Genomic DNA, 23,029 nt, shown 5'->3' on the forward strand with positions numbered 1-23,029 from the left:
CCGTGTCGCTTCCCCATTGGAGTGAAAACCGGAACTTGTTATCCGCAAACACCGGCATCCCCTCCGATCTGGGGAAGGGCGCGGCCCAGCTGCGCGGCAGCCAGGAGATTGTAGCCGATGGCGTTGGCCTTGGAATCCTGAATAAACCCAGCCTTGACCACAAGGGGAGATTCCTCCAGGAATGTTTTGAACAGCACCGCACCTCCGCCGGTAAAGATGGCTGGCGTGGCCCGGAGATCCACCTGAAGCTCCCGGAGCTTGTCCAGGATACCGGCGGCATAGCTCCGAACCGTGGTGAAGATCGTCTCTTTCACGTCGTCCGGCAGCACCGTGGGCCGCCCCTGGATGACGTCGACGATATGGTCATCCTCAATTTTGATGTCGTACAGGGCGCTCACCCGTCCGATGATGTCATTAGACATGGGAATCACGCCCATCTCCAGGCTCCGGCAAACCTGCATATCCGGCCGCGTGGCGCGAAGGAGGAGTACGTCGGTGGTGAAGCCCCCGATGTCAATGACAAAGGTGCGGGGGCTTTCTCTCAGCTCCCGGGCCTGGGTCACCACAGCCGCGTACGCCTGAGGATATACCAGCACCTGGCGGATGACCAGGGTGATGGGCGCACCGTTAAAGCTGAACTGGACGCTGCCCCGCTTGAAGTAGTTCGAGAAGCGTTGGCGCAGCTCATAGTGTTCCGGCGGCAGGCCGACGGCCAGTTCCGCGTCCACCATGGGCGGGACGGTCCCCCCGCGCTGAAGCTCCTTGACGATGGCGAACAGCGTGAGGATGAAGAAGCGGTCGTCCTTGGTCTTGTCCCGCATGTAGGCGATCCGCTGGCCGGAGAGGGTCCAGAACTTACCGCCAAACTCCAAAACATCCGTCTCCACGGGAGGCCGGACCGGATAGTCGGCCAGGCCGGAGGTGAACACGAAGTTCGGCGTCTTGACGGCGGAGTTCCCGTGGTCAATGGAAAAGAGCATGATGAATTCCTCCTAACTGATTTCGATACCGTATTACACGGCTGAATAAACGTATTTGCAACGAAATGCACATTGGTTTTGTAAAACCTCTTTGTCAGCCGCCGTCAAACTCTTGCTCCAGGTGCCACCAGATTTTATAAATTTTCTGCAATTTCACAGGGTCAACGACACTTCTGCCGCTGTTCCACCATACTTTGCGGCTATCATCGCACTTTTGAAAGCAGCCGATTTCATAGTGGTCTGCCTTGCTGAGTACGGCCCGGCTGTCGAGAGGCTCTAAGTAGAGCACCGCCAGAGCGTCCGGAGGCGGCACAGAAGATTTGCCGCGCAGGTCAAGCCTTTTCCAATGATTCATGACTGAGTTCCCCCTTATTCATCCAGAATTGCCAGATATAATCGTCCAGGCCGTTGTAGGCCGGGTCCCAAACATATGTGCCAAAGGTCAGATTCAAACCGCCCAGCATCTCACGCAGCTTGCCGTAGGCGCCCTCCACATGCCAGTTTCGCATGTAGTCCATGTCAAAGCAGGTCATGACGTGCTTGACTCCCAGACCGATCAATTCTTTCAGCACGGATTCAAGATGCTGAATAGAAGTGACGCCGGGGATAGCCAGCACGGTCTGCCCCGTGAAATAGTGGACAATGTCGGCCTTCATATAGCCCTCGATCAGCAGGATCTCCGGCTGAACCGGGCCCGCCATGTGGCACCAATTCTGAGCGCCGCAGCCGTCCCGCTTATCCGGGCTGGAGAAGGTCAGGAACTTTCCGCCCCGCTTCAGCTCCTTATCCAATCGCACATGCAGGCTCTGAATCCGGCCGAAGCGGTCCCGGCAGGGAATCAGGATACCGCGCCGGTAGCTGGCGAGCGTCCATTGTCCCTGCCTGTCCCGATAGAAGCCGGGGACTCCGAGAGGGCTGCATCCCTCCCCTTCCAATGCAGCCGCCAGATCCGCAAGACCGCTTGTGGGCGCCGTCCGGTATTGAAGCCGGGTGATTTCATCGTCCACAAGTCCACGGCCCAACAGGTTTTCCCGATGGTCCGGGGCCAGCTGCAGCCGGGTCAGGAGGGCGGTGTACACGCGATGCCTCGTATCAGCATCCGCCAGCGCGGCCTCCGGGTTTTCCGGAGGTGGAGCGGCCTTGGGCCGCTCCGCCTCGCTCCGGTGATAGACATACGTCCCCTGGCCTTCAAGCCTGGCCTGCAGCTGCCTGTACGCCTTCCTTCGGGGAAGGCCTTCATAGAAGGCGTACAGGTCCAGAACGCCGCCGGAAAACCTTCCGCACTTGGGGCAGCAGAACACGTTCTTTTTGAGATTGATGTTGAGATGCCGTTTCCCTGACCCGGGCGCTTCGCAAATCGGGCAGGGAATGTTGTAGGAAGTTTTGCCTTGAGGCGGTTGAGGAATTGGCAAAAGAGGAAGGATGTCCTTCATTTGATAGCGCAGCTGCATGACGCGCCCCTTTCCGGGGGACGGCGCACCGCCGTCCCCCTTGTGAATATTCAGGCGCTCTCCTGCAGGGCCTGATCGCAGATCAGCTTGGCCGCCGCGGAGATATTCGCGTCGCCCTTGAATTTGTTGGCCACCCAGACGATGGCGCCCGGGTCCTCCCGAAGCACTTCGCCCAGGGTCTTATCCTTGTATTTACTGATGGGGCAGGCCGCCTTCATCGCCTTTTCCAAGGGTGTTTCCGCAGGAGCAACGGGGGCGGGCGATGTCTTCGCCGCATGAGGCGCTTCATCTCCCATAGAGACATCCACCGTGGGCGGCATGGGAGGCTGCCCGCCGCTCCAGGCGATCCCGCCCAGCTCGTCTACTACCGGAGTGTCAAAGGAGTCCCCGGCAGCGCTGAACTGGAGGCCGAAGCCGGCGTTCCGCAGTGCGATGCCGATGGCAGCGGTCTGGGCCCACTCCCTGGGGGAAACCGTGGGCTTGTCCTGGAGATATCCCCTGGAAGCGGTCGCTTCCGCCAGGAACTGCTCCGGAGGATCGGTAAAGTGGTGATAGACCCGGGCGGTCGCTACGAAGCAGTCCTTATTCGGCGTGACCGAGACGGCCAGGCGGCCCTCCGGGTATCGCAGCCAAAACCAGGCGATCTGCTTCAGTACGGGGAGGCGCAGACGGGATTCCCCCTTGTTCAGATCGTCGTACTGCACCGCCAGCGGTGTGGGGTCGAACCCCTCCACGGCGTTGATGGTGCGGATCTTTTCCATTGCGGCCTGGATGGCCGGGTTCATATTCTCACTGCTCAAGATGTTTTCTCCTTTCCCTTCACCAGTTTCAGAGGGACAAACGAATCTCTCATTTGAAACCAGGCAGGCAGTACGGTCTGGACGGCCCGGCCGACCTCCGAACGATAAGATTCCTCATTTTGGGGTTTGAAGCTGGAAAACCGCTTTCGGTAATCCTGGACCACCTGAGCCAACGACTTCTCAGCCGTTTCCCGTTCTTTTTGCGTATCAGGCCCCCGGGACGGTCCATATTTGCGGTCCAGTGTGATGCTCTGAACATAGGCGTCCAGCATCTTGTAGTGTCCCTCCAGCTGGGACCGCTCCATGACCAGGGGTGCCGCGTTGAGATAGACCTGAAGCGTCTCTAAAACACCGATGCGAAACACCAGCTCCCCATACCGCCAGAGCATATCCGGCGTGATGGGCTCCTTTTGCATACGTTCCCCAATTTGAAAGCGGAGCGTTTGATAGCGTTCCAAAACAGTCGCCATGGTTCCGTCTCTCCTTTCTTTCACAATTTCTAGCGATCCGCAACACGTGCGGCCAACTGGGTGCCCCGCCGCTCCGTATCCGTGGTCTGGATAGCGTTTTTCAAGGCGGTGAGGTCCCCCACGATGCTGACGCGCCGCTTGGCGCGGGTAATAGCGGTGTAGACCAAAGGCCGCTTGAGCATACGGCCATGGGCGTGCTGGATACTGATCAGCACAGAGTCGTATTCGCTGCCCTGGGATTTGTGGATGGTCTGGGCATAGGCCAGTTCCAGCTGGCCTATAGATTCCGCGTCAGCGTAATCGACGACGCGCTCTTCTCCGAAGTCGACCTCCACCAGCCAGTCGTCGCCGCTGTTCTCAATCTTTCGGATATAGCCGGTGTCGCCGTTGCTGACTTCCATTCGGTTTTTGATCTGCATGACCTTATCGCCCAGGCGGAATATCCGTTTCCCTATCTTTACCTCCGGCTTATCAGGGGCCGGAGGATTGAGGCGGGCCTGAATGCTCTGGTTCAGGGCCTGGGCGCCGGTGGCCGTCTTTTTCCGGAAGGGCGTCAGCAGGACCACGTTGTCGAGTCCATGCTGCTGTACTTCCTGGATGTAAAGCTGCTCCAGGCAGCCGGCGGACTGCTCCATATCCGGGGAGCTCCAGAACTGGAAGTCATCCCCGTAATCCAAATCTGTCTGGCCATGGCGGATGAGCTTGGCGTTTTCCGCGATACGGCTGCCCTCATCCTGCCGGAACACCCGGTCCAGGCGGACCTGCGGAATTTTGCCGCAGGCCAGCAGCTCGCTGAAGACCGCCCCAGGCCCCACCGAGGGGAGCTGGTCGGCGTCACCGATCAGGATCAGGCGGCAGTTCAGGGGCAGTGCCCGAATCAGATACCAGGTCAGCATCATATCCAGCATACTAACCTCGTCCACCAGGACCAGGTCCGCTGTCAGAATCTCCGGAGGCTCCGCGTCTTCCTTGCGCTCGCCGCTGGTAAGTCCCAGCGCCTTGTGTACCGTGGAGGCGAAAAAGCCGGTGCTCTGCTCCATCCTGCGGGCCGCCCGGCCCGTGGGGGCACAGCAGACGATCCTCGCGTCCGGGAATGCCTTGGCGTAGATGTTCAGCAGCACACGCTGAATCAGCGTTTTGCCGGTGCCCGGGCCTCCGGTGATGATGGAGAGCGGATGCGCCAGGGCGGTTTTAACCGCGTGCCGCTGCTCTTCCGCCAGGGTCAGGCCCAGAAGCTCTTCCTGCTGGTCCAGCTCCTCGTCCAGATCGCCCATGTAGGGCAGCTGATTCTTTGAAAGCATTTCCTGGATATAGGCCGCCGTCCCCTGCTCCGCTTCAGCGAAGACAGGGCGGTAGACATGGTCCCGATAGAGCGCCAGCCGTCTTGCCTTCAGCATCTCAAAGGCCCGCTCAGCCACTGCCATACGGTTTAGCGTGGGTGTGGACAAAATGCGCACGGCTTCCTGGATGAAACGCTCCTTATGAAGGCAGATGTGCCCTTTCTGCTCTGCCAGGTGCAGCGTGTACAGCAAAGCGGCATCCACACGCTCCGGCGCGGTGCGGGGGATGTGATTTTGCGCTGCCAGCCGTTCCGCCAGATCGAAGGAAATCAGGTTCTGCTCGAATACGGAATAGGGCTGCCGGCGGAGGATTCCCTCCGCGTCAAGGCCCAGCACCTTGCACAGGTGGATCGACTGGGCCGCGCTCACGTCCAGCGGCGCCAGGAGGTTGATGATCTTCCTGGCGCCCCGGGTCTCGACATACGCTTTCGCGAACCGTGCGCATTTTCTCGCGCTGATGCCAGGAACCTCATTGATCCGGGAGGGATCACGGTCCAGAATGTCCAGTGTCTCCTCTCCGAAGGTGTCGTAGATACGCCCGGCCAGCTTTGGCCCGATGCCTTTGATCAGGCCGGAGGAGAGATAGGCGATCATGCCCCGCCTCCCGGATTCCACGACATCCTCATAGGACTCCATCTCAAACTGGAGCCCGTATTTCGGGTCCTTCCTCCAGTGTCCGGCCATGTCGACCGTCACTTTTTCAGTGAGCGGCAGGTAGTAGCCCACTGCCTTGAAGGAGGCGATCTTCTGCCCGTCTCCGTCCAGCACGGCCTCCCGGGGACGGAACAGGGCGATGGTATAGCTTCCATTCTGGGACTCCTCCAGCGTTTTGGGATAGAGGAGCCGGGTAAAACTGCATTTCATATTCCTTACCCCGTTACGCAAAGCATTTTTTGCTCACCGGTTTATAAAAAATTTCCTCCGTCACCTCATGCGTTTCAGCCGTCTTGATTCCGGCGGAGACAATGGCGTCGGCCAGCCGATCAAACTCCTGGACCAGCGCCGTGCGCTCCCGAAGCTCCGACAGAGACCAGTCCTCATAATCCTCCCCCGAGTCAACGCCGCGCATGGGATAGGCGTAAACTTCCATGGGAGGCCTCGTGAAATCCACCCGGGTATGCTGTCCGCAGCGGCCGCACACATTGTTCGTTTCCGCAACCGAGGTGAAGTTCCTCTGTCCGCAGCAGGTGCAATAGGACTTGTGGCCGGTGGGCTTGCGGCCGCCCTGGTATAAAACCAGATAACCGCCGCTCCGGCCATTGAACGCGGCCTGCCACTGATAGTCGTGTTCCTCCGCGAACTGGTTGCGAAGCTGGTTTATGGGGTCGTAGAACTCTTCCACCTCCAGCATATCCCAGAGCTTGTCTTCCAGCTCCCTGGGGAGGCCCAGATGATACAGCTTCATGTTGCAGGCGTATGACGAGTTTGCATTCCAGCTGTTTCCGGTGAAGTAGCGGAAATGCTGTGTCAAAAACGCCCGCATGGCGGCCTTTGACCGCTTGTTGACGGGCTGATAAAAAGTATTCCGGGGAACCATCAAAATCATCTCCTTGCAGAAGGCAGGGAAAGCGGCGCTTCCCCTGCCTGTTGTTACGCCGGCTGGATGAATACTTTCACCTTCCGGCTTTCCGAAGGCTTCAAGGCGTCCTGATAAATGTCGGGATGCGTCCTCTTCAGATAATCGGAGCTGACCCGCCGGGTGGTCTTGGTAACGAAATCCACCAGGAGCTTGTCCCTCGTGGTTTCCAAGACGCCGTGCTCATGGTCCTTCATCAGCTCCGCGATCCGCACGCTATGCGCTTCCATCGCCTCCTCGTTTTTCTTGATCTGGGCCTGAAGCGCCGCGTTTTCCCCTTGGAGCTCCGCGATCCGGCGCAGAGGCTTTTCGTACTTCTTGGGGAACTCAATGGTAGGCAGGTCCTTTTGACTGGCCCCATAAATACGGGCCAGAGACTCCAGGGCCAGCTTCGGCGTGACATCCGCCATGCTGGGCGGCTTGTCCTTCCGCAGGCTCCAGATCCATTCATCCAGCCGCTCAAAGATCATGTTCTCCTTCTCCCGGTCCCGGATGATGGCAGGCGTCGCGATGTCAACGTCCGGGTTGTTTCCCCAGATCGTGGAGAAGGCGCCGTATTCTATGTCCGCCACGGCCAGGTAGTAGCGAAGCTGCAGCTCATAGTAGATGGGATACGCCCCGTCCTGCCAGTCGGCGGCCTTGTGGTAGGTGCAGCTCTTGCACTCCAGGATGCCGGGTTCACCGTCTTCTTTGCGAGTGTAGCGCCGGTCGAAGTTGGCCAGGGCGTAGGGGAAATCCGCGTGCTGGTAGAGATGGGTGTCGTCCGTGACGAGGCTCCCTGTCTTCTGCGCGAAAAAATGCGCGGCAATGGGTTCCAGCAGGTGCCCCATCTCCAGCTGACCGGCGTTGGACTTTGGCTTGGTCTTCATGCGGCCCTTCTTCTGCATCCAGAGCTCCATAGGGCGTTGTCCAGGGGGAGAGCCCGAAGATAGCGGCCACGTCGCTGCCGCCGACGGTGTACTCGATATCGCCTTTGGGCCCGTGTTCCCGACAGGCAAGCCAGCGGGCCTCGCTCATTCCGGCGGTGTCGCAGAGAATAATCGGAGCGGCCATTACCAGCTCACCTTCTTGGCGAAGTCGTAGTCCGTCCAGCGCAGGGTGAGGGCCCGGGCCATGCTCTCCTGCAGGGCCAGCAGCTTGGCCTCCGGCGTCTTGCCTCCCGTCTTGAGGATGAAGGGGATCTCCTGCATCGCCATGAACACGTCATGGGCGGTGGCGGGGTCCTCCCCCATGGCGGCCTCGAACATGTCGATGGCCTCCAGCGCCGCCTTTTTCGGCAGGGACAGGCGCTTGCACACCGCCGTCATAGCGTTGACCGGATGGTCCAGATGGACCTTCAGCAGTCCGCTCAGCCGGGCGATGGAGTCGTCGAACTGGGCGAACAGCATGTCCAGACTGTCGGTGAAGTCCGACACCTTGGCTTGGCGCCGGTGGTCGACCGCCACCATACCGCCGATGTGGATGGGGTACTGAAGGCCCAGCAGCAGCGCCGACACCTTGGCCGAAGCCATGCCGGTGTCCGACGTGGAGAACCGGATGCCCGGCGTCAATTTGTCGGCCGTTTTGGCGTGGCCCTGGGCCGCCAGCAGCTTGGAGTAGGTGTCCAGCAGTTCCCGCTTCTGCCCCGGCAGGGACCAGGAGGCGCTGGTGATGGCATGGTCGCTGTACCCGGCGGTAAACACGTTCCCGGGGAAGCGCTCATCCACCTTGGCCTGCAGACTGTCCAGCAGCTGGTCGATCTCCAGGACGGAATAGTCCCTGGTGTCGCCGGAGTGGGCGGCGGAGACCTTCTCGTCGCGGATCAGCATCAGCGCTTCCGACTTGTGGAGCGGGAGGCAGGTGTTGAGCACGCCGGACAATTTCTCCCGGCTGAGCTTGGGCAGGGCGGTGCCGTTAATCTTGGCCCGGTCCAGCAGGCTCGGATAGGAGGTGTCCCGCAGGGGGAACCAGCGCCCGTCCACCTTCACGGCAAGGCCGAGATGGTCGGCGGTGTCGGCGATGGCGTCCTCGGTGACCTCGGCGTCGAAGCCGGTGTGGTCGGAGAACAGGGGGGCGGTTTTGTCCAGCGGCGCGACCTCCAGGCTTTTGACGGAGGTATGCACCCACCGGCTGCGGCGGCGCAGATCCTCGTGGTAGGAAAGCATCTCGGGGAAAAGGTTGAATTGAACGAAGTAGGCGTCCTGACACTGTTTCGGCATGGGAATGCTCCTTTCTTTTCTTGACGGTTGATTTCTGCCTCTAAATACAAAAACAGCGCCCCGTTCAGGACGCTGTTGATGCCGTATGGAACTGGCGGCCGGAAAACAAAAAAGTGCCGTCTGCGTATAGCAAACGGCACTTTGCAACTCGGTCAACTCTGCGCGCTTGGAAAGCGGCACGGATACTGTATGTTGGTATTATAGCATCACTGGCCGGGTTCGTCAATAAAAAGCGAGGCGGATATATGGTTTTGTTTGGGGTAGGTCTATGAAAAGCGCTTGATATGTTAGCGTAATTATGCTAACATATATATGGAGGTTGATAGTATGAAAATGATACGGCCAGTTTCTGATTTGCGAAATCATTTCGCCGATATCTCAAGAACCGTGCATGAAACAGCCCAGCCCGTTTTTTTGACGAAGAATGGATATGGAGATATGGTTGTTTTGAGCATGGAATCTTATGAGTCGTTGCAATTTGAAAGCGAGGTTTACTTCAAGCTCCAGGAGGCGGAGAAAGAAGCGGAACTGACCGACCAGCGATATTCGCCGAAGGAAGTCCTGCAAGCTATGCGAGAGGCCATTGGAGGGGAACCAATTGTATAAATTGGAGTATTTACCTGTGGCCCGGAAAGATATGATCGAAATCGTGCGGTATATAAGCAGGGAGCTATGCAATCCGGCGGCGGCAAATCAACTAGCCCTGGAGATGATTGATGCGGGAAACAGTATACTGAAGTTTCCCTATGCGAATCCTGCCTACATCCCAATCAGACCGTTGAAGCGTGAATACAGGAAACTGCTTGTACGGAATTATATGATGTTTTACTGGGTGGATGAGGCAAAAAAGCTGGTCATTGTGGCCCGAGTCATCTACGCAAAACGGGCTTATGAGCGTTTATTAGTGTGAAAGAGGAACGAAGCTAAAGAGCATACGGGAGTCGCAGGTAATCTGCGGCTCCCGTATTATTTTTATGAGACACGCCTATGTGCTCAAAATCTGATGAATTTGATTTTGGACAATTTTGCTCAAGCTGTCCAGCCGTTCCTGCTCCGCACGGATGCGGGGATGTTGGCGGAACGTGAAATCCCCTAATCGCTTCAGATCCCTGCGAATGTCATCCGTCAGGAGCCCTCTGGCCGTCAAAAGGAAGTCCGTGCCCAGCCTTGGCCTGCATTTTCGCAGATACCACTCCGGAGCAGCCAGCTGGTCGTTGTCCAGCGCCGGGAGCAGGCTCCTGTTGTGGTCGAACACCGGGGCCATCCCCAGCGTCTCCATTGTGGCCGTGTCAAACAGCACGCCGAAGTTGCCGTAAAGCCGGTCGACGTTCAAGATCAAGGCGTCCAGGACGCACATCCTGCGGAATGCGTCCTCGCCGCCGATTCCGGCGAAAAAGTCCAGGAGCTCCGGGATGGTTCGCTCAGCTCCGCCGAAAACGGCGCTGGCCTTGGCCAGTCCGACTGTCTCACTGGTGAACAGAGGGCATTTGCTGATGAGTTTCCCGTGATAGTAGTCCATATCGTAGGCCACCGCTCCCGGGCACAGCTCCGCCGCCAGCTGGGAGGCCAGATACTCCGAAAGGGGCTCGATCTCATAGTGGTCGCTGCCGCCCTTGTAGAGCTGGATGCAGCCCTCCTCCCGGACCCAGCACTTGGCGTAATAGCCGTCGGTGCCGAACTCCGGGGAGGTGGACGACAGGTCTGTCTCGCAGATCGTGCCGTCGAAGGCCGCCTGGCTGATGATCTCGTTGAAGGGATTGGTGTACAGAGATACCTGCCGCCAGGTCAGGCTGGAACCGGCTTTTCGCACCCAGAAGGTATCGTTGAGGGACAGCGCGCGGGTCACCTGGAGGAAGCCCTCCAGATCGTCGCAGCCGTACTGCTCCAACAGCTGCTGGATGTGCTTGCGGTGCTTGGGCGCCTTCCGGCGGGCCAGGAAGGAGGCGAGGCTCCGATAGCCGATGGGCCTGCGGTCCGTGTGCCATTGCTTCTCCACGAACTTCGGTTCGCCGAATTCGTTCCGGCGGCAATCGAAATCCAGTACGGGGACGTCCTGATTCATCAAAACGTACTCTGTGGATATCTCGCTGACCACTGCCATTTCAACCGCCTCCCTTCGGATGGATGGGCATATTATACACGCTTCTCAGCAGGTTCGCAACCATTGACCGGCTTTTAACGACCGGCTTTCGCAGGTTTTCGGCCTGATGCCGTAACATTTGCCGGTTCAAAGCGCTCTTTCTTGGTCAGAAACGAAAGAAGTCAAGCCCCGCATCCGGCGACAGGGTAATCATATCTTTGGGAGAGCATTTCAACTCCTGACAGGGATCAAAATGCTTCAGGACTTTACCAAGAATATCGTGGCTGCCCCTCTGCTCAGAGAGGTTATAACTGGTCGCGTATTCGGGAAACCCTTTCCAGACCGCGTTCATCAGCGCCGGCTCGTCAACTTTATCCCACTTCAGTCCCGGAGAAGACCGCAGCAGTTCAAAAATAACGAGGCACATATTCTTTTCCTCAAAAAAGAGATACCCCATCGTTTCATCAATTCCATGCTCTTTGTCAAAATCGGTGAGCCGGGCAAGGGCGGAAACCTCCTCCGATAGATCATCCTCCATGATATAAGAAATCGCCAATGCCGTTGTGCATTGATCGGTTTCTATCCAGAAGACTCCTGGCTGTATGGTTTTATAACGGGTCATATATCCCCAGGGGGTAACTCTGGGAGCGGGAAACGCTCCGAAATACTCTGGGCACAGCTCGGAGCCATAGAGAGCCAGGGAGTGGAGAGACTCACCCGCTGATGCGGGGAGGTCGTGTTCCATATAGAACTTGGTCACTTCGAACTCAATAATTTTATAGCTGAAATCTTCTTCTGTAACCGGATAAAGAAGCATATCAGGGTGAGCGGACAGCGCTTTGCCGTAAGCCCTCGCTTCGCGGGAGATTGGGGCGTTCTCCATCACGACGTAAAGATCGTGACTGAGGCAGCTCCCTGAGATGGAACACATATGTAAAAGGTAAACACCAGGACATTTGATAACCGCATTCTTTAAAAGGCCAAGCTCTTTCCTGCAATCCTCCAGATCAAAGGGAAGGGCTTTCGTATCTATTTCCTGATTATATAGCTGCATAGCGCTCCTTTCAAAGAACAATCCAATTACGGATCCTGCGCCTTGTATTCGCCGGAGGCATCTTTGCTGCCGTTTTGCCCGCCGTAAAGGATAGAACGGACACGCGCAATCAACTCTTTTGTCCGCTCATATTCGTAAGGCATACGCCCCAACCAGTCCACGCCTCTCCATACAGAGGGGGCCTCTTTCTCAAATTCCAGTACCAATAGCTCTAAGCCCCTCCGTGTCAACACAAGCTCGCCGCGGGTTATGGGAAAGTCAACCGGCTCATTATTTCTCATTTTCGCGTTGCTGTACCGCTCATATTCTCGAAATCTTCTGAGAGAATAATGAATTAGCTGGGAGACGGCGTTTGCTGTAATCCCCATTTCCTCGGCAATCTGACCATATGTCTTTTCCTCCAAGCGGAGAGAGTAGGCCATTCGCTGCCGCTCTGTCAAAATGTCCAGGGGCTTTCCCTGGCCTGCCGCTATGTCGCTTGCGATAGAACCCATGATATTCCCTACCCTTCTTCTGTGTTCCGCCTGAACTTTATGAGCGTAAAGGGATGTAATGCGCTGTTTCAAGTCTGAAATCCCATATATTCATTTTAAACGACATTATACGCTTTATTATGAACACCGAAAATGACCTATTATCGTATAAAATTATCCCCAAAGGGGGGAGCCAAATGGAAGTCTATGATTTTGGATTGCGGCTGAAGGAACTCCGTGAGGCGAAAAAGCTCTCCCAGAAGGAGGCCGCCGCGCGCTTAGAAGTAGGACGCACGACCATCAGCGGCTATGAGCACAACATAATCACGCCCAGCGTTGAACAGCTTGTGAAGATGGCGGTATTATACAATACGTCCATAGACTATATAATGGGCTTAACAGACCGACCGTTTTTCTATGTGGATGATCTGGAAGAACATCAGCAGCAGGTCGTGCTGGATATTGTTGATCGGTTGAGGAGGGAGTTCCTCAAAGGCCGGTAGCGGTCTTGTGTAAGGCTAGTATACTCTTCGGGGTCCAATATTGCAATACTGGTATTTTTATAATTGGCATCTTTGACCCATAATCCTAGATAGGAAAGGAGGATGGGCTGATCATGTTTCCAATCCGTCTCAAGAATCTTCGTCAATCCAAAGAACTGAACCAGGTACAGCTTGCGTCAAAGCTGGGAGTAAAAAAGCAGAGCGTCAGCAATTGGGAAAACGGCAACATCATGCCGTCCATAGATATGCTGATAAAAATTGCCGATTTTTTTAATGTCAGCACAGATTACCTGCTTGGCAGACAGACACCGCAGGAAACCGCTCCCGCTCTGCTCGATGTCACCGGATTAACGCCGGAACAGTTAGAACATATTCAGTTTATTGTGGATGACCTTCGTAATAGTGATATTTGAACGGGCCTCCCCTGCCGACTTGGCATGGGGGGACTTTTTATAATTTCCGCCCCGCCAAGAGCAGGCTCTGAACTTGCTATAAAAGCGTACCACAGGTCAAAGCTGTATGTCAACCTGATACGACCACATAAATTTAAAATAATAATCGTTTTAGGTATGCCTCGAAACGTTAGAATAAAGGAGAAACAAGAGAGGTGTACACATGGCTGATGAAGTGATTTATGATTTTGGCGCCAGAGTTCGCCGGCTTCGGGAGGATCGCGGACTGTCTCAGGCCGCGTTGGCAAAGAAACTGGGGGTAGGCCCGCAGACTGTATACCGTTATGAAAACAATCTTCAGAGTCCTTCTCTGGAGCGGACGAAACAGATCGCGGTTATACTGAGGACTTCTATAGATTACCTTGTGGGTCTGGATAACCGTTACACCATAGCGTTGCCCTCATTGACTGCGGAACAGCGTGAGGCTCTGAGCACGTTTCTGCGGGTTTTCATTGACGAAGTGGGAAGAGGCAGATAATTTGATGATCCGGCTGTTCGGCATACAATTGAGGGGTGGGCCAATGGCTCACCCCTCTGCTTGATGATAATGAACACGAGAATCAGAACGGAATCTTCCCGTTGAAGGTTTCGTTGATGACATAATAGGCCGTACGATCTTCCGGCTTGATGTACAGCTTCAAATCCGTAATAAGCGTGCGCTTTTTGGCGTTGTGAAAGTCAGCCTTTGCGGCGTCCACCAAATCCGCGGTGTTTACCTCGATATCCTGATATTGAATCATCAGCTCCGGTTTCAAATTGGCGGCTTTCTCTTTTTCGGCAGCCCGGAGCTTCGCCGCCGCGTCCTTTTCCTCTGCGGTCATGGGCCGTCTGCCCGGTTTCCCCTTCACCTTCGGATCATCGGGGCTTTCAGAAGCGGCTTTTTTCCTCATAATGACCTCCTATATAATTTCAAGAATTCTTTTATCTGTATTATATACGGCCAGTAAGAGGATTGCAACTTGAAGTTTATTCGATTACCTAAAGAATTCAAGCAAATATTATCATATATGATGAAAAAGGCGCTCCCGTGGGAGCGCCCTTGCGGTAGAGCTAAAACGTCATTGTGACTGACTCACATGGTGGAGCCAGATGAATTTTGGGGAAAGCGGCTTGACCGGTCAAGGTAGTCCCAGGTTTCAATGAACATTCCGCTGTCATGCAGCCATCCCAGTTCCCGACTGATTGCGTCGTGCAGGGAATCCAATTCAGCCGCTTCTTTAACGTCCGACTCGGACACATAGATTATGGCCTTAATTTTTGCCATTTGACCGTGCCTCCTCACGCATATTTTTTCAACATCCATAATCCCTGACTCGGGCTGAAAAAGACATTCGGATGATAGTATAAGGTTTGCCGCACTTTTTCCCGCCAATGCCGCTGTTGCTGCGCCCGCTTAGAGCGGCCTACCTGTTCATAAATCCGCTCCAGATGGACGGCTTTTTGAAAGCCCTCCATAGCGTCGGCCAGGATATCCCGCCAGGTGGCGCCCGGCATCTCCCGGATATCGCCCTCCATACGGTAGGTCATTAGAAGCGGAAACTGCAAAGGCATGTCCTTCCGCAGCAGCAGAAGGTATTCATGGACAATCGGGATGAACTTTCCGCCGTACGCGGTATGGTCAGAGAAGCAGTTGTGTTGGACCTTGATGATGACATTTTCCAGGGTGCCGGGCTTGGTCAGTTCAAAGAGCATACTCAGCAGCTTCCCCTTCTTTTTGATGTCGCCCACCAGCACCGCCATGCGGCCGCCTTTCTCCAAGGCGCAGAACTGCTTCATCATGCAGTAGTTCATGGCTTTGACGAAAGCGTCCCATGTGGGGATTCTGGACAGATCGAACTGCCGGGGGTCATAGCCATAGCGCCGCTGCACGTCTGAGGCCCGGTACATCACGTCGGAATATTTGATGATATCCCAGTAGGGCGGGTGCCAGAAAATAAACTGGGGCCGCTCCGGGATATCGCAGTGCAGCAGATCAAAGCCGCTGTGCAGGTCATAGGTGTGACTGGCAATTCCCATACTGGAGGCGGCGTCTCCGGTGGTGTTGCTTCCGCACATGTAGTTGCAGATATCATGAGGCCCAAAATGGGCGATCAGGTCGGAAATCAGCTTGGGAGAGCAGTTTCCCCGGTATTTGTTGCTGCCGCCTGTCCCCCGGTCCGGATAGGATACGACGGTGGTCAATGCGTTTGTGGTCATGCTGAAACCTCCCTTTTCACAAAGGAAACCGGGGGCCGTGGTTTATCTGCGGTCCCCGGTTTCTCCGTTGTTAGACACTTTTGCGTTTTGATTTGGGACATGTTTGTCCAAACTGTCCAAGAAGCCCTATATGAGTGGCTTGACGGGACGTGAGATTCGTTTACTCTCTGGTCAAAGGGACAAATTCGATTTTGCCCTCCGCCACTGTCTTTGCCAGTTCTTCTGCCACGCATTTCGAAGGGCCGCCGTTCCAGTCGTCCTCATAGACGGACAGGACAAACTCCTTCTCCGCAAAGAGATCGGACGTTACGAACATATCCACCATTCCAAAGCACCAGGCGTATGCCCGAAACCGAATGATCTCCTTTTCAAGCATTGCTTCCATCAGGAGAACCATCTGCTGTTCGGCCACAGCGCGTTCCTCTGCGGCGTTATGGTTCATAGAGCCGGATTGGCACATAAGAAGTCCTCCATTTTTATGTGTTCGCCCAAGCGGCCTTCAGCCGCTGCTTTCCACCGATTGGTGATCGACGGAAATCGCATCATCGGTCAAGATTCCGACATAGCGCTGGAATATGGCGGTCAGGGTATCCTCCGTCAAATTGCGTTCTGAATCGGGGATGTTCCAGGGATATGAGGGCTGATACAGCAGGTAGGGCACACCTTCAAAGTCATCGCAGGCCGTTAACTCAATCCCCTCGGCCTCCTGAATGACCAGCTGAAGAAGGCCGCCTGCAAATCCAGGACTGGACCGACAGGGAGGGCAACAAACGGCGCAGTGCTCAGGTTGTTGCGGATAATGTCTATTTTGGGGATTCCAAATCCAGCGACAGTAAGAACGGCTGGACCGCGCCGCCCGCCTCTGGCGCCTCATTTGCTGATACTTCCGCCGGGGAGCAGGATGAGGGCGAACTGCCCTTCTGAGCAGTAAAGCAGCGGAAAGGAATGTGTAATGGAGATTAGAAACTTGCAAAAAGGCGGAAAGACAGGCTCAATAACAACATTCCGCATCAGCGGCGCCAACTTGGCGAGATGGATGAAGCAGAATCGGGCGGAATACACTGGCGTTCTGGTAGAGGGCTGCCTGCTTGACAACTTCGTCCTGGTCTGCGAGAGAGGGTTCGCCGCCTTTTATGAGCACTACTTGAACGAGTGGACCAGCGATTATTTGGTGGAGTTTGAGTCCGGCACCGCTCAAACCGTGTGGAAACGGTGGTACGAGTTTGAGGAAAGGAGCAAAGGATCATGAGACTCCCGAGTAAAGAGGAGGTTCGGCGCGTGCGCGAGCGGTTCCCGGCCGGCTGCCGAGTGGAGCTTATCAGCATGGGCCCGGACCCATACAGCAAATTGAAAAAGGGCGACCGCGGTACCGTCAGCAGCGTAGATGATATCGGCACGGTTTTCGTAAATTGGGACTGCGGTTCCGGGCTGGGCATGGTCTATGGTGAGGATGAAATCAGGCGTCTGGAAGTGAAAACGAGCAGTATGATGGGAGAGACGCGCTTTCAGCACGGAAGCTCCAAGGAACGCCCTGTCACATAGAATGAAAGCCCCTGGAGGAATTTCCTCCAGGGACTTTTGCTTATTGATAATCCTCGTTTAAGAACATCGGCTTGATGGCCATGACCTCGTCGTACTCCTCCTGATCCACCTCCACGCTGGAGTTCAGCGCCTTCAGGTCCCGCTTGACCACTTCCAAAGCTCCTTCGGGACTTTCCGCCCTGCCCTCCTCCAGCGCCCGGCGCATTCTTCGGAGAACCGCCGGATGGGCGTAGCGGGGCGGCAGCGGGAATTTGGGAAACTCCTTGAGATACGCTTCCATAGCCCCTTGGGCCGCTTCCGCCCGGCCCATCACCGCCTTCCGGTTGTTCCGGGAGGTAGGCAGCACATTGGCCCCGGAGAACATGAACAGCGCCGCCAGACCAAACAGCAGGAAATACAGCGCCGTGCCCGCGCCCTGTGTCAGAGCGTAAATGCCATAAATCAGCGCCAGCAGTCCCGCCGCCGTCACCGCCAGAGCAACATACCGGTAGCTGGGCTTGCTGCGCAGATACGCCCGCTTCTCCCGGGCGGACCGGCTCAGTTCCCCCGTCAGGTCCGGGCGCTCCTCCAAATAGGCCTCCGCCTTTTGAAGGAGCCTCACACTCCTGTCCGCCTGTTCCGTCAGCTCCGGCAAAACCCTGGCGGCCCGTTCCCGCTCCCGTTTGGCAAGGCGCGCCTCGCCCTCCCTGCTGACCCGGGGGATGCTGGGGCGGAGCTTGGAGAGATATTCCAGGAGCTGGTCCACCTGGTCCTCGTATTTGAAATTGCACTGCTTCTGCTTCCCGCCGCCGTACTCCACCACCAGATAGGGAATGGAGGCGAAGACGCCCCGGTGGGAAAAGCCGCCGGCGCTCATGGCCACCCGCTTGAAGACCCGCTCCACCTCCTCATAGGGAATGTAATAGCGGCAGTCCAGATAAAAGCTGTTCAGATAGAGGGCCCGCTTCCCCGCGCCGCAGGGTCCAAACCGGCGGCAGTCCTTCCGGTCCGCCGTCAGTCCGGCGGGGTCCAGGGTCTCGTGGCCCAGGGGTATCGGTTTCATGAACATAGAAAGTCTCCTTACGAACGCCGCCAGCCGCTGTCCAAGGGCAGCGGCCGGCGGTTCTATCTACCCGCGAAAAGCAGCCGGTGAAGTGAGGGAGAGTCAGACCTTTACGGACTGCTTCTTGGTAGCGCGAAGGAAAATAAACAGCAGAGCGGCGGCGAAGACGATGCCCACGGGATAGGCCAGAGCGGTGTTGTAGGCCACCAGCTTCCGGGCGCCGTCCACGACCTCGTGCTTGTTCAGGAGCTGGCCCAGGCATTCCTCGCCCAGGATGAAGTAGGTGCAGGACACCGCGCTCATGAACGTGGCGGGGATGGCGGTGATCCAGTAGTTCTTCTTGTTCTGGAAGAGGTACATGCTGGCGGCCCAGAGGACGATCATGGCCAGGGTCTGGTTGGACCAGCTGAAGTAACGCCAAATCACATTATAGTCGATCTTGCCCAGGGCGTTGCCGATGCCCAGGATCGCGCCCACGCCCAGCACGGGGATGCAGAGCTTCAGCCGGTTGGCGTAGGACTTCTGGTCGATCTTCAGCCAGTCCGACAGGGTCAGCCGGGCGGAACGGAAGGCCGTGTCGCCGGAGGTAATGGGGCAGGCGATGACGCCCAGCATGGCCAGCACCATGCCGAAGGAGCCCATGGTCTTCTGGCAGATGTCGTACACGGCGGTGGGACCGCCGGCGCCCATGCCCAGCAGCTCCGCGCCCTCATAGATGGAACAGCCCGCGGCAGCCCAGATCAGGGCGATGATGCCCTCGGAGATCATGGCGCCGTAGAAGACCATATGGCCCTGGCGCTCGGACTTCATGCAGCGGGCCATCAGCGGGGACTGGGTGGCGTGGAAGCCGGAGATGGCGCCGCAGGCCACGGTAATGAACATGAAGCTCCAGATCGGGGTGCCGGAGGGGTGCATGTTATAGAAGTGGTCCCACAGCTCAGGCACCTGATAGCCCTTGGCGAAGATTCCGATGGCTACGCCGAAGGCCATGATAATCAGGCAGATGCCGAAGATCGGATACACCTTGCCGATGACCTTGTCCACGGACACAAAGGTGGCGATGAAGTAGTAAATCAGAATCAGCACCAGCCAGAACATCTTGTTGGACAGGATGCCGCCGGCGTTCTGGCACAGGAGCTGGAGCAGGCCCGCCGGGCCCACGGCGAACACGGTGCCCACCATGATCAGCAGCACCACGCTGAACACACGCATGACGTTTTTCATGCCGCCGCCCAGGTAAATGCCCGTGATCTCGGAGACGGACGCGCCGTCATTCCGCTCGGACAGCATGCCCGCGAAGTAGTCGTGAACGCCGCCGGCGAAAATGGTGCCGAAGGTAATCCACAAAAACACGCTGGGCCCCCACAGAGAACCGGACAGCGCGCCGAAAATGGGACCCAGGCCCGCGATGTTCAGCAGCTGGACCAGAAACAGCTTCCACTGGGGCATGACGACGTAGTCGATTCCGTCGTTGATGCGGACGGCGGGAGTCTCCCGGTCGTCCGGCCCAAAGGTGTTGTCGACCACTTTGCCGTAGATAAAGTAGCCGCCAATCAGCAGGGCCAGACAGATGAAGAAACTAACCATATGTTTTCCTCCCTTTTTGATCGGTCCTTTCTACCGCTGTCAGATAACTGCCAGCGACATTAGACCTCAATTCCGAAACCTATTATAGTCCTTGGTTCGAAGAATGCAAGGGGGAAATTCACAGTTTGTTGGTTAAAACTTCACCAAAATTTCATATTGATTTTTGGTGTCCTCTTTTTCGGATAAACCCGCAAAAAATGCATGATTATCAGTATTCTGTTCAATTTTTCTCTGCAACCTTTAAATATAATTTCGGATTATGCGCAAATCAGGGCGAACAAACTGATGCCGTGCTCAAACCCGCGCCTCCAGGCTCGCCAGCGCTGCCGCCGCCCTCTCCAGCTCTGCTGCGGGAACTGTGACAACATACATCTCCCGGTCGATTCGCCCCTTCGGCCCAAAATTACGGATGTCCAGTTTGCAGCCGCAGCCTCCCACTGGGGGCTCATCTTCAAAATGCCAGGCCCTCATGCCCCGGACCCCGGCGGCTTTCAGGGCGGCTTTCGCTGCTGTCCAGCCTTCCCGGTCCCGCTTGCAGAAAACCTCTTCCCTTTTTTCAAACAGCGCCATCTGCCATTCCTCCCATTATGCGCCCTCAACCCTCCAGCTCCTGAATCTCGTTTTGGAGCAGCGTTCCCGCTGCCGCGGCCAGCTGGTCCATGGAGCGGATGCGGGCCAGATTTCTTCCGTAGATGCTCTCCGCCGCCGGGACGTTGGCCGCGGGCCCCATGAACACCGCCCCCACTCGGACGCCCCGGCGCTCCAGCGCCCGGACCTCCCGGGCGGCGTCCTTTACCGCCGGAGCGCCGTCATAGTCCCGGCCCAGAGGGTACTCCCCGCCGGGCGGGATGCGGCGGCTGTCGCTGGGGCTGGCATCGGTGAGGACCAGCAGCACCCGCCGCCGGTCCGGAGGGCCCTCCAGCAGCGCCCCCGCCGCCCGGAGGGCCAGGCCGTCCCGGTTCCACCCGGAGGCAAAGTAGCGGAACACCCCCCGGCTCCGACCCCCAAAGTCCTTGAGGACCCGGAGGACCGTATAGCCCCGGAGGCTGCAAAAGCCGGACACCCGCACCGGAACGCCGCACCGGGCCAGGCTCTCCGCCAGAATGTACCCCTGGGCGGCCACGGTCTCCTGACAGTGGAGCCGGGAGGCGGAGGCGTCCAGCAGCAAATCCACGGCGAAGCCCGGCCGGTTGGAGGGTTCCTCCCGCTGGAAAACCCGCTGGTCTCCCAGCACCGCCGCCCGCCAGACCCGGGAGGGGTCCAGCCGTCCCCGGCGGGCGGTCTCCGTCTCGACTTGGCCGTGGACATGAAGACAGTTTTGAATCCGCTCTGTCAGCCGCAAAATGGCGTTTTGGTACAGCGCCGCGTCCGCCGAGAAGGCCGCTCTATTCCGCTCCGCCTGGAGCAGTGCCTGTTCCGCCATGCGGCGGGCCTCCTGGTTCTTCGTCCGCTCCGGACGGGGAACCCCGGCGGTATACCACAGGCGGCAGCCCAGGTGGATTCCTGAGCACAGGGCTTGTTCGGCCAGCCCCAGTTCCCGGTCCGGGAGAAGCGAGGGACCGAAGCAGCTCTCGATATACTGCCGGTCGGCGGCGTCCTCTTTCAGGCGGAGAACCGCCCGGCGGGGGTCCGCCGCCGGACCGCCGCCCTCTCCCGCTCCGGAGGCCCGGCCCAGGTCTACCACGTCCGTGTGGACGATCTCCGTGGGCATCAGCCGGGTCATCATCCCCGCCAGCCGCCCGGTGAGGCGCAGACGCAGAGCGGGGGGCGGCTTTGTCTTTCCGGTGAACAGGTGAAACCGGGAAAAGGTCTCCAAAATCGCCGGGAACGGGTTCTCCGAACCACCCAGGTCCAGAGCGGCGGAGAGACGCTTTTCATAGGGCGTCATCACCGGGGGGCGCCGCCCCAGCACCGCCCTCCAGCGGGCGGCCTGCATGGTATAGCTGAGCTGGTTCTTCGCCATCCACTCCTGCCGGGAGAGGGTCTGTTCCTGATCAAAAAAGGCCTCCGCGTGGACCCGCCGCAGCTCCGCCAGCAAAGGACGGGCGGGCAGCTCCCGGGCGTAGGCGGCGCTCTCCAGGACCAGCCAGGCCAAATCGTCCAGCAGCGCCTGGCGGCGGTCCCCCGCCCAGGACTGAAACAGCGCCGCCGGTTCCTCCTCGCCATACCACTTGCGGACGCAGCCCACGATGGTATTTAAGTACAAATCCGGCCTGCCCGCTGCGTCCAGAGAGAGGAACAGGGGCGAAAAGCCATAGACCCCGGCGGCGTTCCAGACCTGATTGAGAGCCCGCCGCTGCTGGGCGCTGTAGGGACCGCTCATCGGTCAAAGAGCTGGTCCCGGGTGAGCTTGGGGGAGATCCGCGCCGCCATCACGTCCCGGATCAGGTCCTGCTCGTAGCGGTCGAAGGTCTTGCGGGTGACGCCCATATCCAGAGCCGCCCCAGCGGGGATCCCCGCCTCCATCAGCTCCAGCGCGTCCAAAAGGCCCCGGAGGTCCAGGGCCTTGGTGGAAATCTCGCCGGCCTCGCACTTGGCCTGAAGCTCGAAGAAGAGCTGGCAGAGCTGCTGCCGGGGCTTCTTCCGCAGGGCGGGGAAATGCCGGGAGAGCAGCCGGTCCAGGTTTTCCGGGCTGATGGCGGGCATTTGCAGCACCACGAACCGGGAGGCCAGGGCCTCGTTCAGCTCCCGGGTCCCGGCGTAGCCGTAGTTCATGGTGGCGATGAAGCGGGTGCCGTCCTCCATGGGGAGGCGGTCATAGCCGGACACGTCCAGGCAGCGGCGAAAATCCAGGGCGGAGTGGAGCACCGCCAGGGCCTCGTTCCGGGCCATGTTGATCTCGTCCAGAATGCCGAAGCCCCCGAATTTCGCGCACTGGCAGATGGGGCCGGGCCGGAAGACCACCCGCCCGTCCGCGAAGGTGTCCATGCCGATGAGGGCGGCGGCGTCCACGCTGACGTGGAAGGACACGTTCCAGGCGGGGCGGCCGAACGCCATGGCCAGGTTCTCCGAGAGGACGTTTTTCCCCGTGGCCTTGCCGCCGGTGAGTAGCAGGTTCTTCCCCCGCAGCAGCGCGGCGGCGGCGTTCTCCCAGACCTCCCTGCCATAATAATGGAACTTCGGCGCGGGGACCCTGTCCCGAAGCTCCTCCGCCAGCGGGTGACGGTCCCGGAACGCCTGGATGTCCCGCAGCAGCGCGGGATGGATTCCCTCTTCCTCTAAAAACGCCAGCATCGCGGCCACTCCCCTGTCCCGGACAGACGCCGGGTATTTTCGAAACAAATA

Annotated in this window: 29 protein-coding genes and 1 pseudogene; 8 read left to right on the plus strand and 22 right to left on the minus strand. The window is 57.9% G+C overall.

Annotated features, from left to right (window positions below):
* Positions 1–38: 38 nt before the first annotated feature.
* The 9 genes from Q1M04_RS03695 to Q1M04_RS03735 all read right to left on the minus strand — a co-directional run bounded on the left by Q1M04_RS03695 (position 39) and on the right by Q1M04_RS03735 (position 8,815).
* Positions 39–980, minus strand: a complete 942-nt coding sequence (locus Q1M04_RS03695; protein WP_300346091.1) for a ParM/StbA family protein — start codon at positions 978–980, stop codon at positions 39–41.
* A gap of 94 nt (positions 981–1,074) precedes the next feature.
* Complete coding sequence (locus tag Q1M04_RS03700) at positions 1,075–1,335, minus strand: hypothetical protein (RefSeq protein ID WP_300346089.1); 261 nt, start codon at positions 1,333–1,335, stop codon at positions 1,075–1,077.
* A complete protein-coding gene (locus tag Q1M04_RS03705) occupies positions 1,313–2,281 on the minus strand; it encodes a hypothetical protein (protein ID WP_300446577.1) in 969 nt (322 codons plus the stop codon). Before Q1M04_RS03705 ends, Q1M04_RS03700 begins: the two co-directional genes overlap by 23 nt.
* A 200-nt stretch (positions 2,282–2,481) precedes the next feature.
* Complete coding sequence (locus Q1M04_RS03710; RefSeq protein ID WP_300346086.1) at positions 2,482–3,231, minus strand: hypothetical protein; 750 nt, start codon at positions 3,229–3,231, stop codon at positions 2,482–2,484.
* Positions 3,228–3,701, minus strand: coding sequence for a hypothetical protein (locus Q1M04_RS03715; protein WP_300346085.1), 474 nt, complete (start codon positions 3,699–3,701; stop codon positions 3,228–3,230). Before Q1M04_RS03715 ends, Q1M04_RS03710 begins: the two co-directional genes overlap by 4 nt.
* 29 nt (positions 3,702–3,730) lie before the next feature.
* Positions 3,731–5,905, minus strand: coding sequence for an ATP-dependent RecD-like DNA helicase (locus Q1M04_RS03720; RefSeq protein WP_300346084.1), 2,175 nt, complete (start codon positions 5,903–5,905; stop codon positions 3,731–3,733).
* A 13-nt stretch (positions 5,906–5,918) separates the two neighbouring features.
* The gene (locus Q1M04_RS03725) at positions 5,919–6,578 is read right to left on the minus strand and encodes a hypothetical protein (RefSeq protein WP_300346083.1); all 660 of its coding nucleotides are present in this window, start codon (positions 6,576–6,578) and stop codon (positions 5,919–5,921) included.
* 53 nt (positions 6,579–6,631) lie between these two features.
* Entirely contained in the window at positions 6,632–7,516 is an 885-nt protein-coding gene (locus Q1M04_RS03730; RefSeq protein ID WP_300346082.1) for a YqaJ viral recombinase family protein, read from the minus strand.
* A 153-nt stretch (positions 7,517–7,669) separates the two neighbouring features.
* The gene (locus Q1M04_RS03735) at positions 7,670–8,815 is read right to left on the minus strand and encodes a hypothetical protein (protein ID WP_300346081.1); all 1,146 of its coding nucleotides are present in this window, start codon (positions 8,813–8,815) and stop codon (positions 7,670–7,672) included.
* 327 nt (positions 8,816–9,142) lie between these two features.
* Here Q1M04_RS03735 and Q1M04_RS03740 point away from each other — a divergent pair, with 327 nt between their 5' ends.
* Both Q1M04_RS03740 and Q1M04_RS03745 read left to right on the plus strand, forming a co-directional pair.
* Positions 9,143–9,421: a type II toxin-antitoxin system Phd/YefM family antitoxin gene (locus Q1M04_RS03740; protein ID WP_300346080.1), complete on the plus strand. Its 279-nt coding sequence runs from the start codon at positions 9,143–9,145 to the stop codon at positions 9,419–9,421.
* Entirely contained in the window at positions 9,414–9,725 is a 312-nt protein-coding gene (locus Q1M04_RS03745) for a type II toxin-antitoxin system RelE/ParE family toxin (protein ID WP_300346079.1), read from the plus strand. Before Q1M04_RS03740 ends, Q1M04_RS03745 begins: the two co-directional genes overlap by 8 nt.
* Before the next feature lie 75 nt (positions 9,726–9,800).
* On the opposite strand, the gene Q1M04_RS03750 is transcribed toward Q1M04_RS03745, so the two are convergent.
* From Q1M04_RS03750 to Q1M04_RS03760, 3 genes are all read right to left on the minus strand, one after another.
* Positions 9,801–10,916: a HipA protein gene (locus Q1M04_RS03750; protein WP_300346078.1), complete on the minus strand. Its 1,116-nt coding sequence runs from the start codon at positions 10,914–10,916 to the stop codon at positions 9,801–9,803.
* A gap of 145 nt (positions 10,917–11,061) precedes the next feature.
* Entirely contained in the window at positions 11,062–11,949 is an 888-nt protein-coding gene (locus Q1M04_RS03755) for a hypothetical protein (RefSeq protein WP_300346077.1), read from the minus strand.
* Between the two features lie 26 nt (positions 11,950–11,975).
* Entirely contained in the window at positions 11,976–12,515 is a 540-nt protein-coding gene (locus Q1M04_RS03760; RefSeq protein ID WP_300346076.1) for a sigma factor-like helix-turn-helix DNA-binding protein, read from the minus strand.
* Between the two features lie 104 nt (positions 12,516–12,619).
* Between Q1M04_RS03760 and Q1M04_RS03765 the strand changes: the two genes are divergently transcribed.
* From Q1M04_RS03765 to Q1M04_RS03775, 3 genes are all read left to right on the plus strand, one after another.
* Entirely contained in the window at positions 12,620–12,925 is a 306-nt protein-coding gene (locus Q1M04_RS03765) for a helix-turn-helix domain-containing protein (RefSeq protein ID WP_300346075.1), read from the plus strand.
* A gap of 113 nt (positions 12,926–13,038) precedes the next feature.
* The gene (locus tag Q1M04_RS03770) at positions 13,039–13,338 is read left to right on the plus strand and encodes a helix-turn-helix domain-containing protein (protein WP_300346074.1); all 300 of its coding nucleotides are present in this window, start codon (positions 13,039–13,041) and stop codon (positions 13,336–13,338) included.
* Positions 13,339–13,540: 202 nt separating this feature from the next.
* Positions 13,541–13,855 carry a helix-turn-helix domain-containing protein gene (locus Q1M04_RS03775; protein WP_300346073.1) on the plus strand — a complete coding sequence of 105 codons (315 nt, stop codon included), beginning with the start codon at positions 13,541–13,543 and terminating at the stop codon, positions 13,853–13,855.
* Between the two features lie 82 nt (positions 13,856–13,937).
* Here the strand turns inward: Q1M04_RS03775 and Q1M04_RS03780 are convergent, their stop codons facing one another.
* The 5 genes from Q1M04_RS03780 to Q1M04_RS03800 form a co-directional block, all read right to left on the minus strand.
* Positions 13,938–14,267 (minus strand): DUF6465 family protein, encoded by a 330-nt coding sequence (locus Q1M04_RS03780; RefSeq protein WP_300346071.1) that lies wholly within the window; start codon positions 14,265–14,267, stop codon positions 13,938–13,940.
* A gap of 182 nt (positions 14,268–14,449) precedes the next feature.
* Positions 14,450–14,641: a hypothetical protein gene (locus Q1M04_RS03785; protein ID WP_300346070.1), complete on the minus strand. Its 192-nt coding sequence runs from the start codon at positions 14,639–14,641 to the stop codon at positions 14,450–14,452.
* Between the two features lie 14 nt (positions 14,642–14,655).
* Complete coding sequence (locus Q1M04_RS03790) at positions 14,656–15,573, minus strand: hypothetical protein (protein WP_300346069.1); 918 nt, start codon at positions 15,571–15,573, stop codon at positions 14,656–14,658.
* A gap of 160 nt (positions 15,574–15,733) precedes the next feature.
* Positions 15,734–16,033, minus strand: a complete 300-nt coding sequence (locus Q1M04_RS03795) for a hypothetical protein (RefSeq protein ID WP_300346068.1) — start codon at positions 16,031–16,033, stop codon at positions 15,734–15,736.
* 39 nt (positions 16,034–16,072) lie between these two features.
* Positions 16,073–16,234 (minus strand): hypothetical protein, encoded by a 162-nt coding sequence (locus tag Q1M04_RS03800; RefSeq protein ID WP_300346066.1) that lies wholly within the window; start codon positions 16,232–16,234, stop codon positions 16,073–16,075.
* Positions 16,235–16,296: 62 nt separating this feature from the next.
* Between Q1M04_RS03800 and Q1M04_RS03805 the strand changes: the two are divergent.
* The 3 genes and pseudogenes from Q1M04_RS03805 to Q1M04_RS03815 all read left to right on the plus strand — a co-directional run.
* Positions 16,297–16,497: pseudogene (locus Q1M04_RS03805) on the plus strand (single-stranded DNA-binding protein); the annotation flags it as partial.
* A gap of 112 nt (positions 16,498–16,609) precedes the next feature.
* On the plus strand, positions 16,610–16,822 hold the full coding sequence (locus tag Q1M04_RS03810) for a hypothetical protein (RefSeq protein ID WP_300346065.1): 213 nt from the start codon (positions 16,610–16,612) through the stop codon (positions 16,820–16,822).
* Positions 16,819–17,115, plus strand: coding sequence for a DUF4314 domain-containing protein (locus Q1M04_RS03815; RefSeq protein WP_300346064.1), 297 nt, complete (start codon positions 16,819–16,821; stop codon positions 17,113–17,115). Before Q1M04_RS03810 ends, Q1M04_RS03815 begins: the two co-directional genes overlap by 4 nt.
* 40 nt (positions 17,116–17,155) lie before the next feature.
* On the opposite strand, the gene Q1M04_RS03820 is transcribed toward Q1M04_RS03815, so the two are convergent.
* From Q1M04_RS03820 to Q1M04_RS03840, 5 genes are all read right to left on the minus strand, one after another.
* Positions 17,156–18,157, minus strand: coding sequence for an ATPase P (locus Q1M04_RS03820; protein ID WP_366140789.1), 1,002 nt, complete (start codon positions 18,155–18,157; stop codon positions 17,156–17,158).
* A 102-nt stretch (positions 18,158–18,259) separates the two neighbouring features.
* The gene (locus Q1M04_RS03825) at positions 18,260–19,744 is read right to left on the minus strand and encodes a carbon starvation protein A (protein WP_300346062.1); all 1,485 of its coding nucleotides are present in this window, start codon (positions 19,742–19,744) and stop codon (positions 18,260–18,262) included.
* A 294-nt stretch (positions 19,745–20,038) separates the two neighbouring features.
* On the minus strand, positions 20,039–20,314 hold the full coding sequence (locus Q1M04_RS03830) for a hypothetical protein (RefSeq protein WP_300346061.1): 276 nt from the start codon (positions 20,312–20,314) through the stop codon (positions 20,039–20,041).
* Positions 20,315–20,339: 25 nt separating this feature from the next.
* Positions 20,340–22,067, minus strand: a complete 1,728-nt coding sequence (locus Q1M04_RS03835; protein ID WP_300346059.1) for a hypothetical protein — start codon at positions 22,065–22,067, stop codon at positions 20,340–20,342.
* Positions 22,064–22,978: an AAA family ATPase gene (locus tag Q1M04_RS03840; protein WP_300346057.1), complete on the minus strand. Its 915-nt coding sequence runs from the start codon at positions 22,976–22,978 to the stop codon at positions 22,064–22,066. The genes Q1M04_RS03835 and Q1M04_RS03840 overlap by 4 nt, the downstream gene beginning before the upstream one ends.
* Positions 22,979–23,029 lie beyond the last annotated feature (51 nt).

The organism is uncultured Oscillibacter sp., assembly GCF_950073225.1.
Taxonomy (GTDB): domain Bacteria; phylum Bacillota; class Clostridia; order Oscillospirales; family Oscillospiraceae; genus Oscillibacter.

What these genes read in the sequence shown, in the direction of transcription:
- Q1M04_RS03765 (WP_300346075.1), top strand. Translation starts at nt 12,620, where the DNA reads ATGGAAGTCTATGATTTTGGATTGCGGCTGAAGGAACTCCGTGAGGCG.
- Q1M04_RS03820 (WP_366140789.1), bottom strand. Translation starts at nt 18,157, where the DNA reads ATGAAACCGATACCCCTGGGCCACGAGACCCTGGACCCCGCCGGACTG.
- Q1M04_RS03795 (WP_300346068.1), bottom strand. Translation starts at nt 16,033, where the DNA reads ATGTGCCAATCCGGCTCTATGAACCATAACGCCGCAGAGGAACGCGCT.
- Q1M04_RS03815 (WP_300346064.1), top strand. Translation starts at nt 16,819, where the DNA reads ATGAGACTCCCGAGTAAAGAGGAGGTTCGGCGCGTGCGCGAGCGGTTC.
- Q1M04_RS03750 (WP_300346078.1), bottom strand. Translation starts at nt 10,916, where the DNA reads ATGGCAGTGGTCAGCGAGATATCCACAGAGTACGTTTTGATGAATCAG.
- Q1M04_RS03730 (WP_300346082.1), bottom strand. Translation starts at nt 7,516, where the DNA reads ATGGAGCTCTGGATGCAGAAGAAGGGCCGCATGAAGACCAAGCCAAAG.
- Q1M04_RS03770 (WP_300346074.1), top strand. Translation starts at nt 13,039, where the DNA reads ATGTTTCCAATCCGTCTCAAGAATCTTCGTCAATCCAAAGAACTGAAC.
- Q1M04_RS03840 (WP_300346057.1), bottom strand. Translation starts at nt 22,978, where the DNA reads ATGCTGGCGTTTTTAGAGGAAGAGGGAATCCATCCCGCGCTGCTGCGG.
- Q1M04_RS03755 (WP_300346077.1), bottom strand. Translation starts at nt 11,949, where the DNA reads ATGCAGCTATATAATCAGGAAATAGATACGAAAGCCCTTCCCTTTGAT.
- Q1M04_RS03775 (WP_300346073.1), top strand. Translation starts at nt 13,541, where the DNA reads ATGGCTGATGAAGTGATTTATGATTTTGGCGCCAGAGTTCGCCGGCTT.
- Q1M04_RS03825 (WP_300346062.1), bottom strand. Translation starts at nt 19,744, where the DNA reads ATGGTTAGTTTCTTCATCTGTCTGGCCCTGCTGATTGGCGGCTACTTT.
- Q1M04_RS03780 (WP_300346071.1), bottom strand. Translation starts at nt 14,267, where the DNA reads ATGAGGAAAAAAGCCGCTTCTGAAAGCCCCGATGATCCGAAGGTGAAG.
- Q1M04_RS03700 (WP_300346089.1), bottom strand. Translation starts at nt 1,335, where the DNA reads ATGAATCATTGGAAAAGGCTTGACCTGCGCGGCAAATCTTCTGTGCCG.
- Q1M04_RS03790 (WP_300346069.1), bottom strand. Translation starts at nt 15,573, where the DNA reads ATGACCACAAACGCATTGACCACCGTCGTATCCTATCCGGACCGGGGG.
- Q1M04_RS03715 (WP_300346085.1), bottom strand. Translation starts at nt 3,701, where the DNA reads ATGGCGACTGTTTTGGAACGCTATCAAACGCTCCGCTTTCAAATTGGG.
- Q1M04_RS03830 (WP_300346061.1), bottom strand. Translation starts at nt 20,314, where the DNA reads ATGGCGCTGTTTGAAAAAAGGGAAGAGGTTTTCTGCAAGCGGGACCGG.
- Q1M04_RS03810 (WP_300346065.1), top strand. Translation starts at nt 16,610, where the DNA reads ATGAAGCAGAATCGGGCGGAATACACTGGCGTTCTGGTAGAGGGCTGC.
- Q1M04_RS03720 (WP_300346084.1), bottom strand. Translation starts at nt 5,905, where the DNA reads ATGAAATGCAGTTTTACCCGGCTCCTCTATCCCAAAACGCTGGAGGAG.
- Q1M04_RS03740 (WP_300346080.1), top strand. Translation starts at nt 9,143, where the DNA reads ATGAAAATGATACGGCCAGTTTCTGATTTGCGAAATCATTTCGCCGAT.
- Q1M04_RS03695 (WP_300346091.1), bottom strand. Translation starts at nt 980, where the DNA reads ATGCTCTTTTCCATTGACCACGGGAACTCCGCCGTCAAGACGCCGAAC.
- Q1M04_RS03785 (WP_300346070.1), bottom strand. Translation starts at nt 14,641, where the DNA reads ATGGCAAAAATTAAGGCCATAATCTATGTGTCCGAGTCGGACGTTAAA.
- Q1M04_RS03735 (WP_300346081.1), bottom strand. Translation starts at nt 8,815, where the DNA reads ATGCCGAAACAGTGTCAGGACGCCTACTTCGTTCAATTCAACCTTTTC.
- Q1M04_RS03725 (WP_300346083.1), bottom strand. Translation starts at nt 6,578, where the DNA reads ATGGTTCCCCGGAATACTTTTTATCAGCCCGTCAACAAGCGGTCAAAG.
- Q1M04_RS03835 (WP_300346059.1), bottom strand. Translation starts at nt 22,067, where the DNA reads ATGAGCGGTCCCTACAGCGCCCAGCAGCGGCGGGCTCTCAATCAGGTC.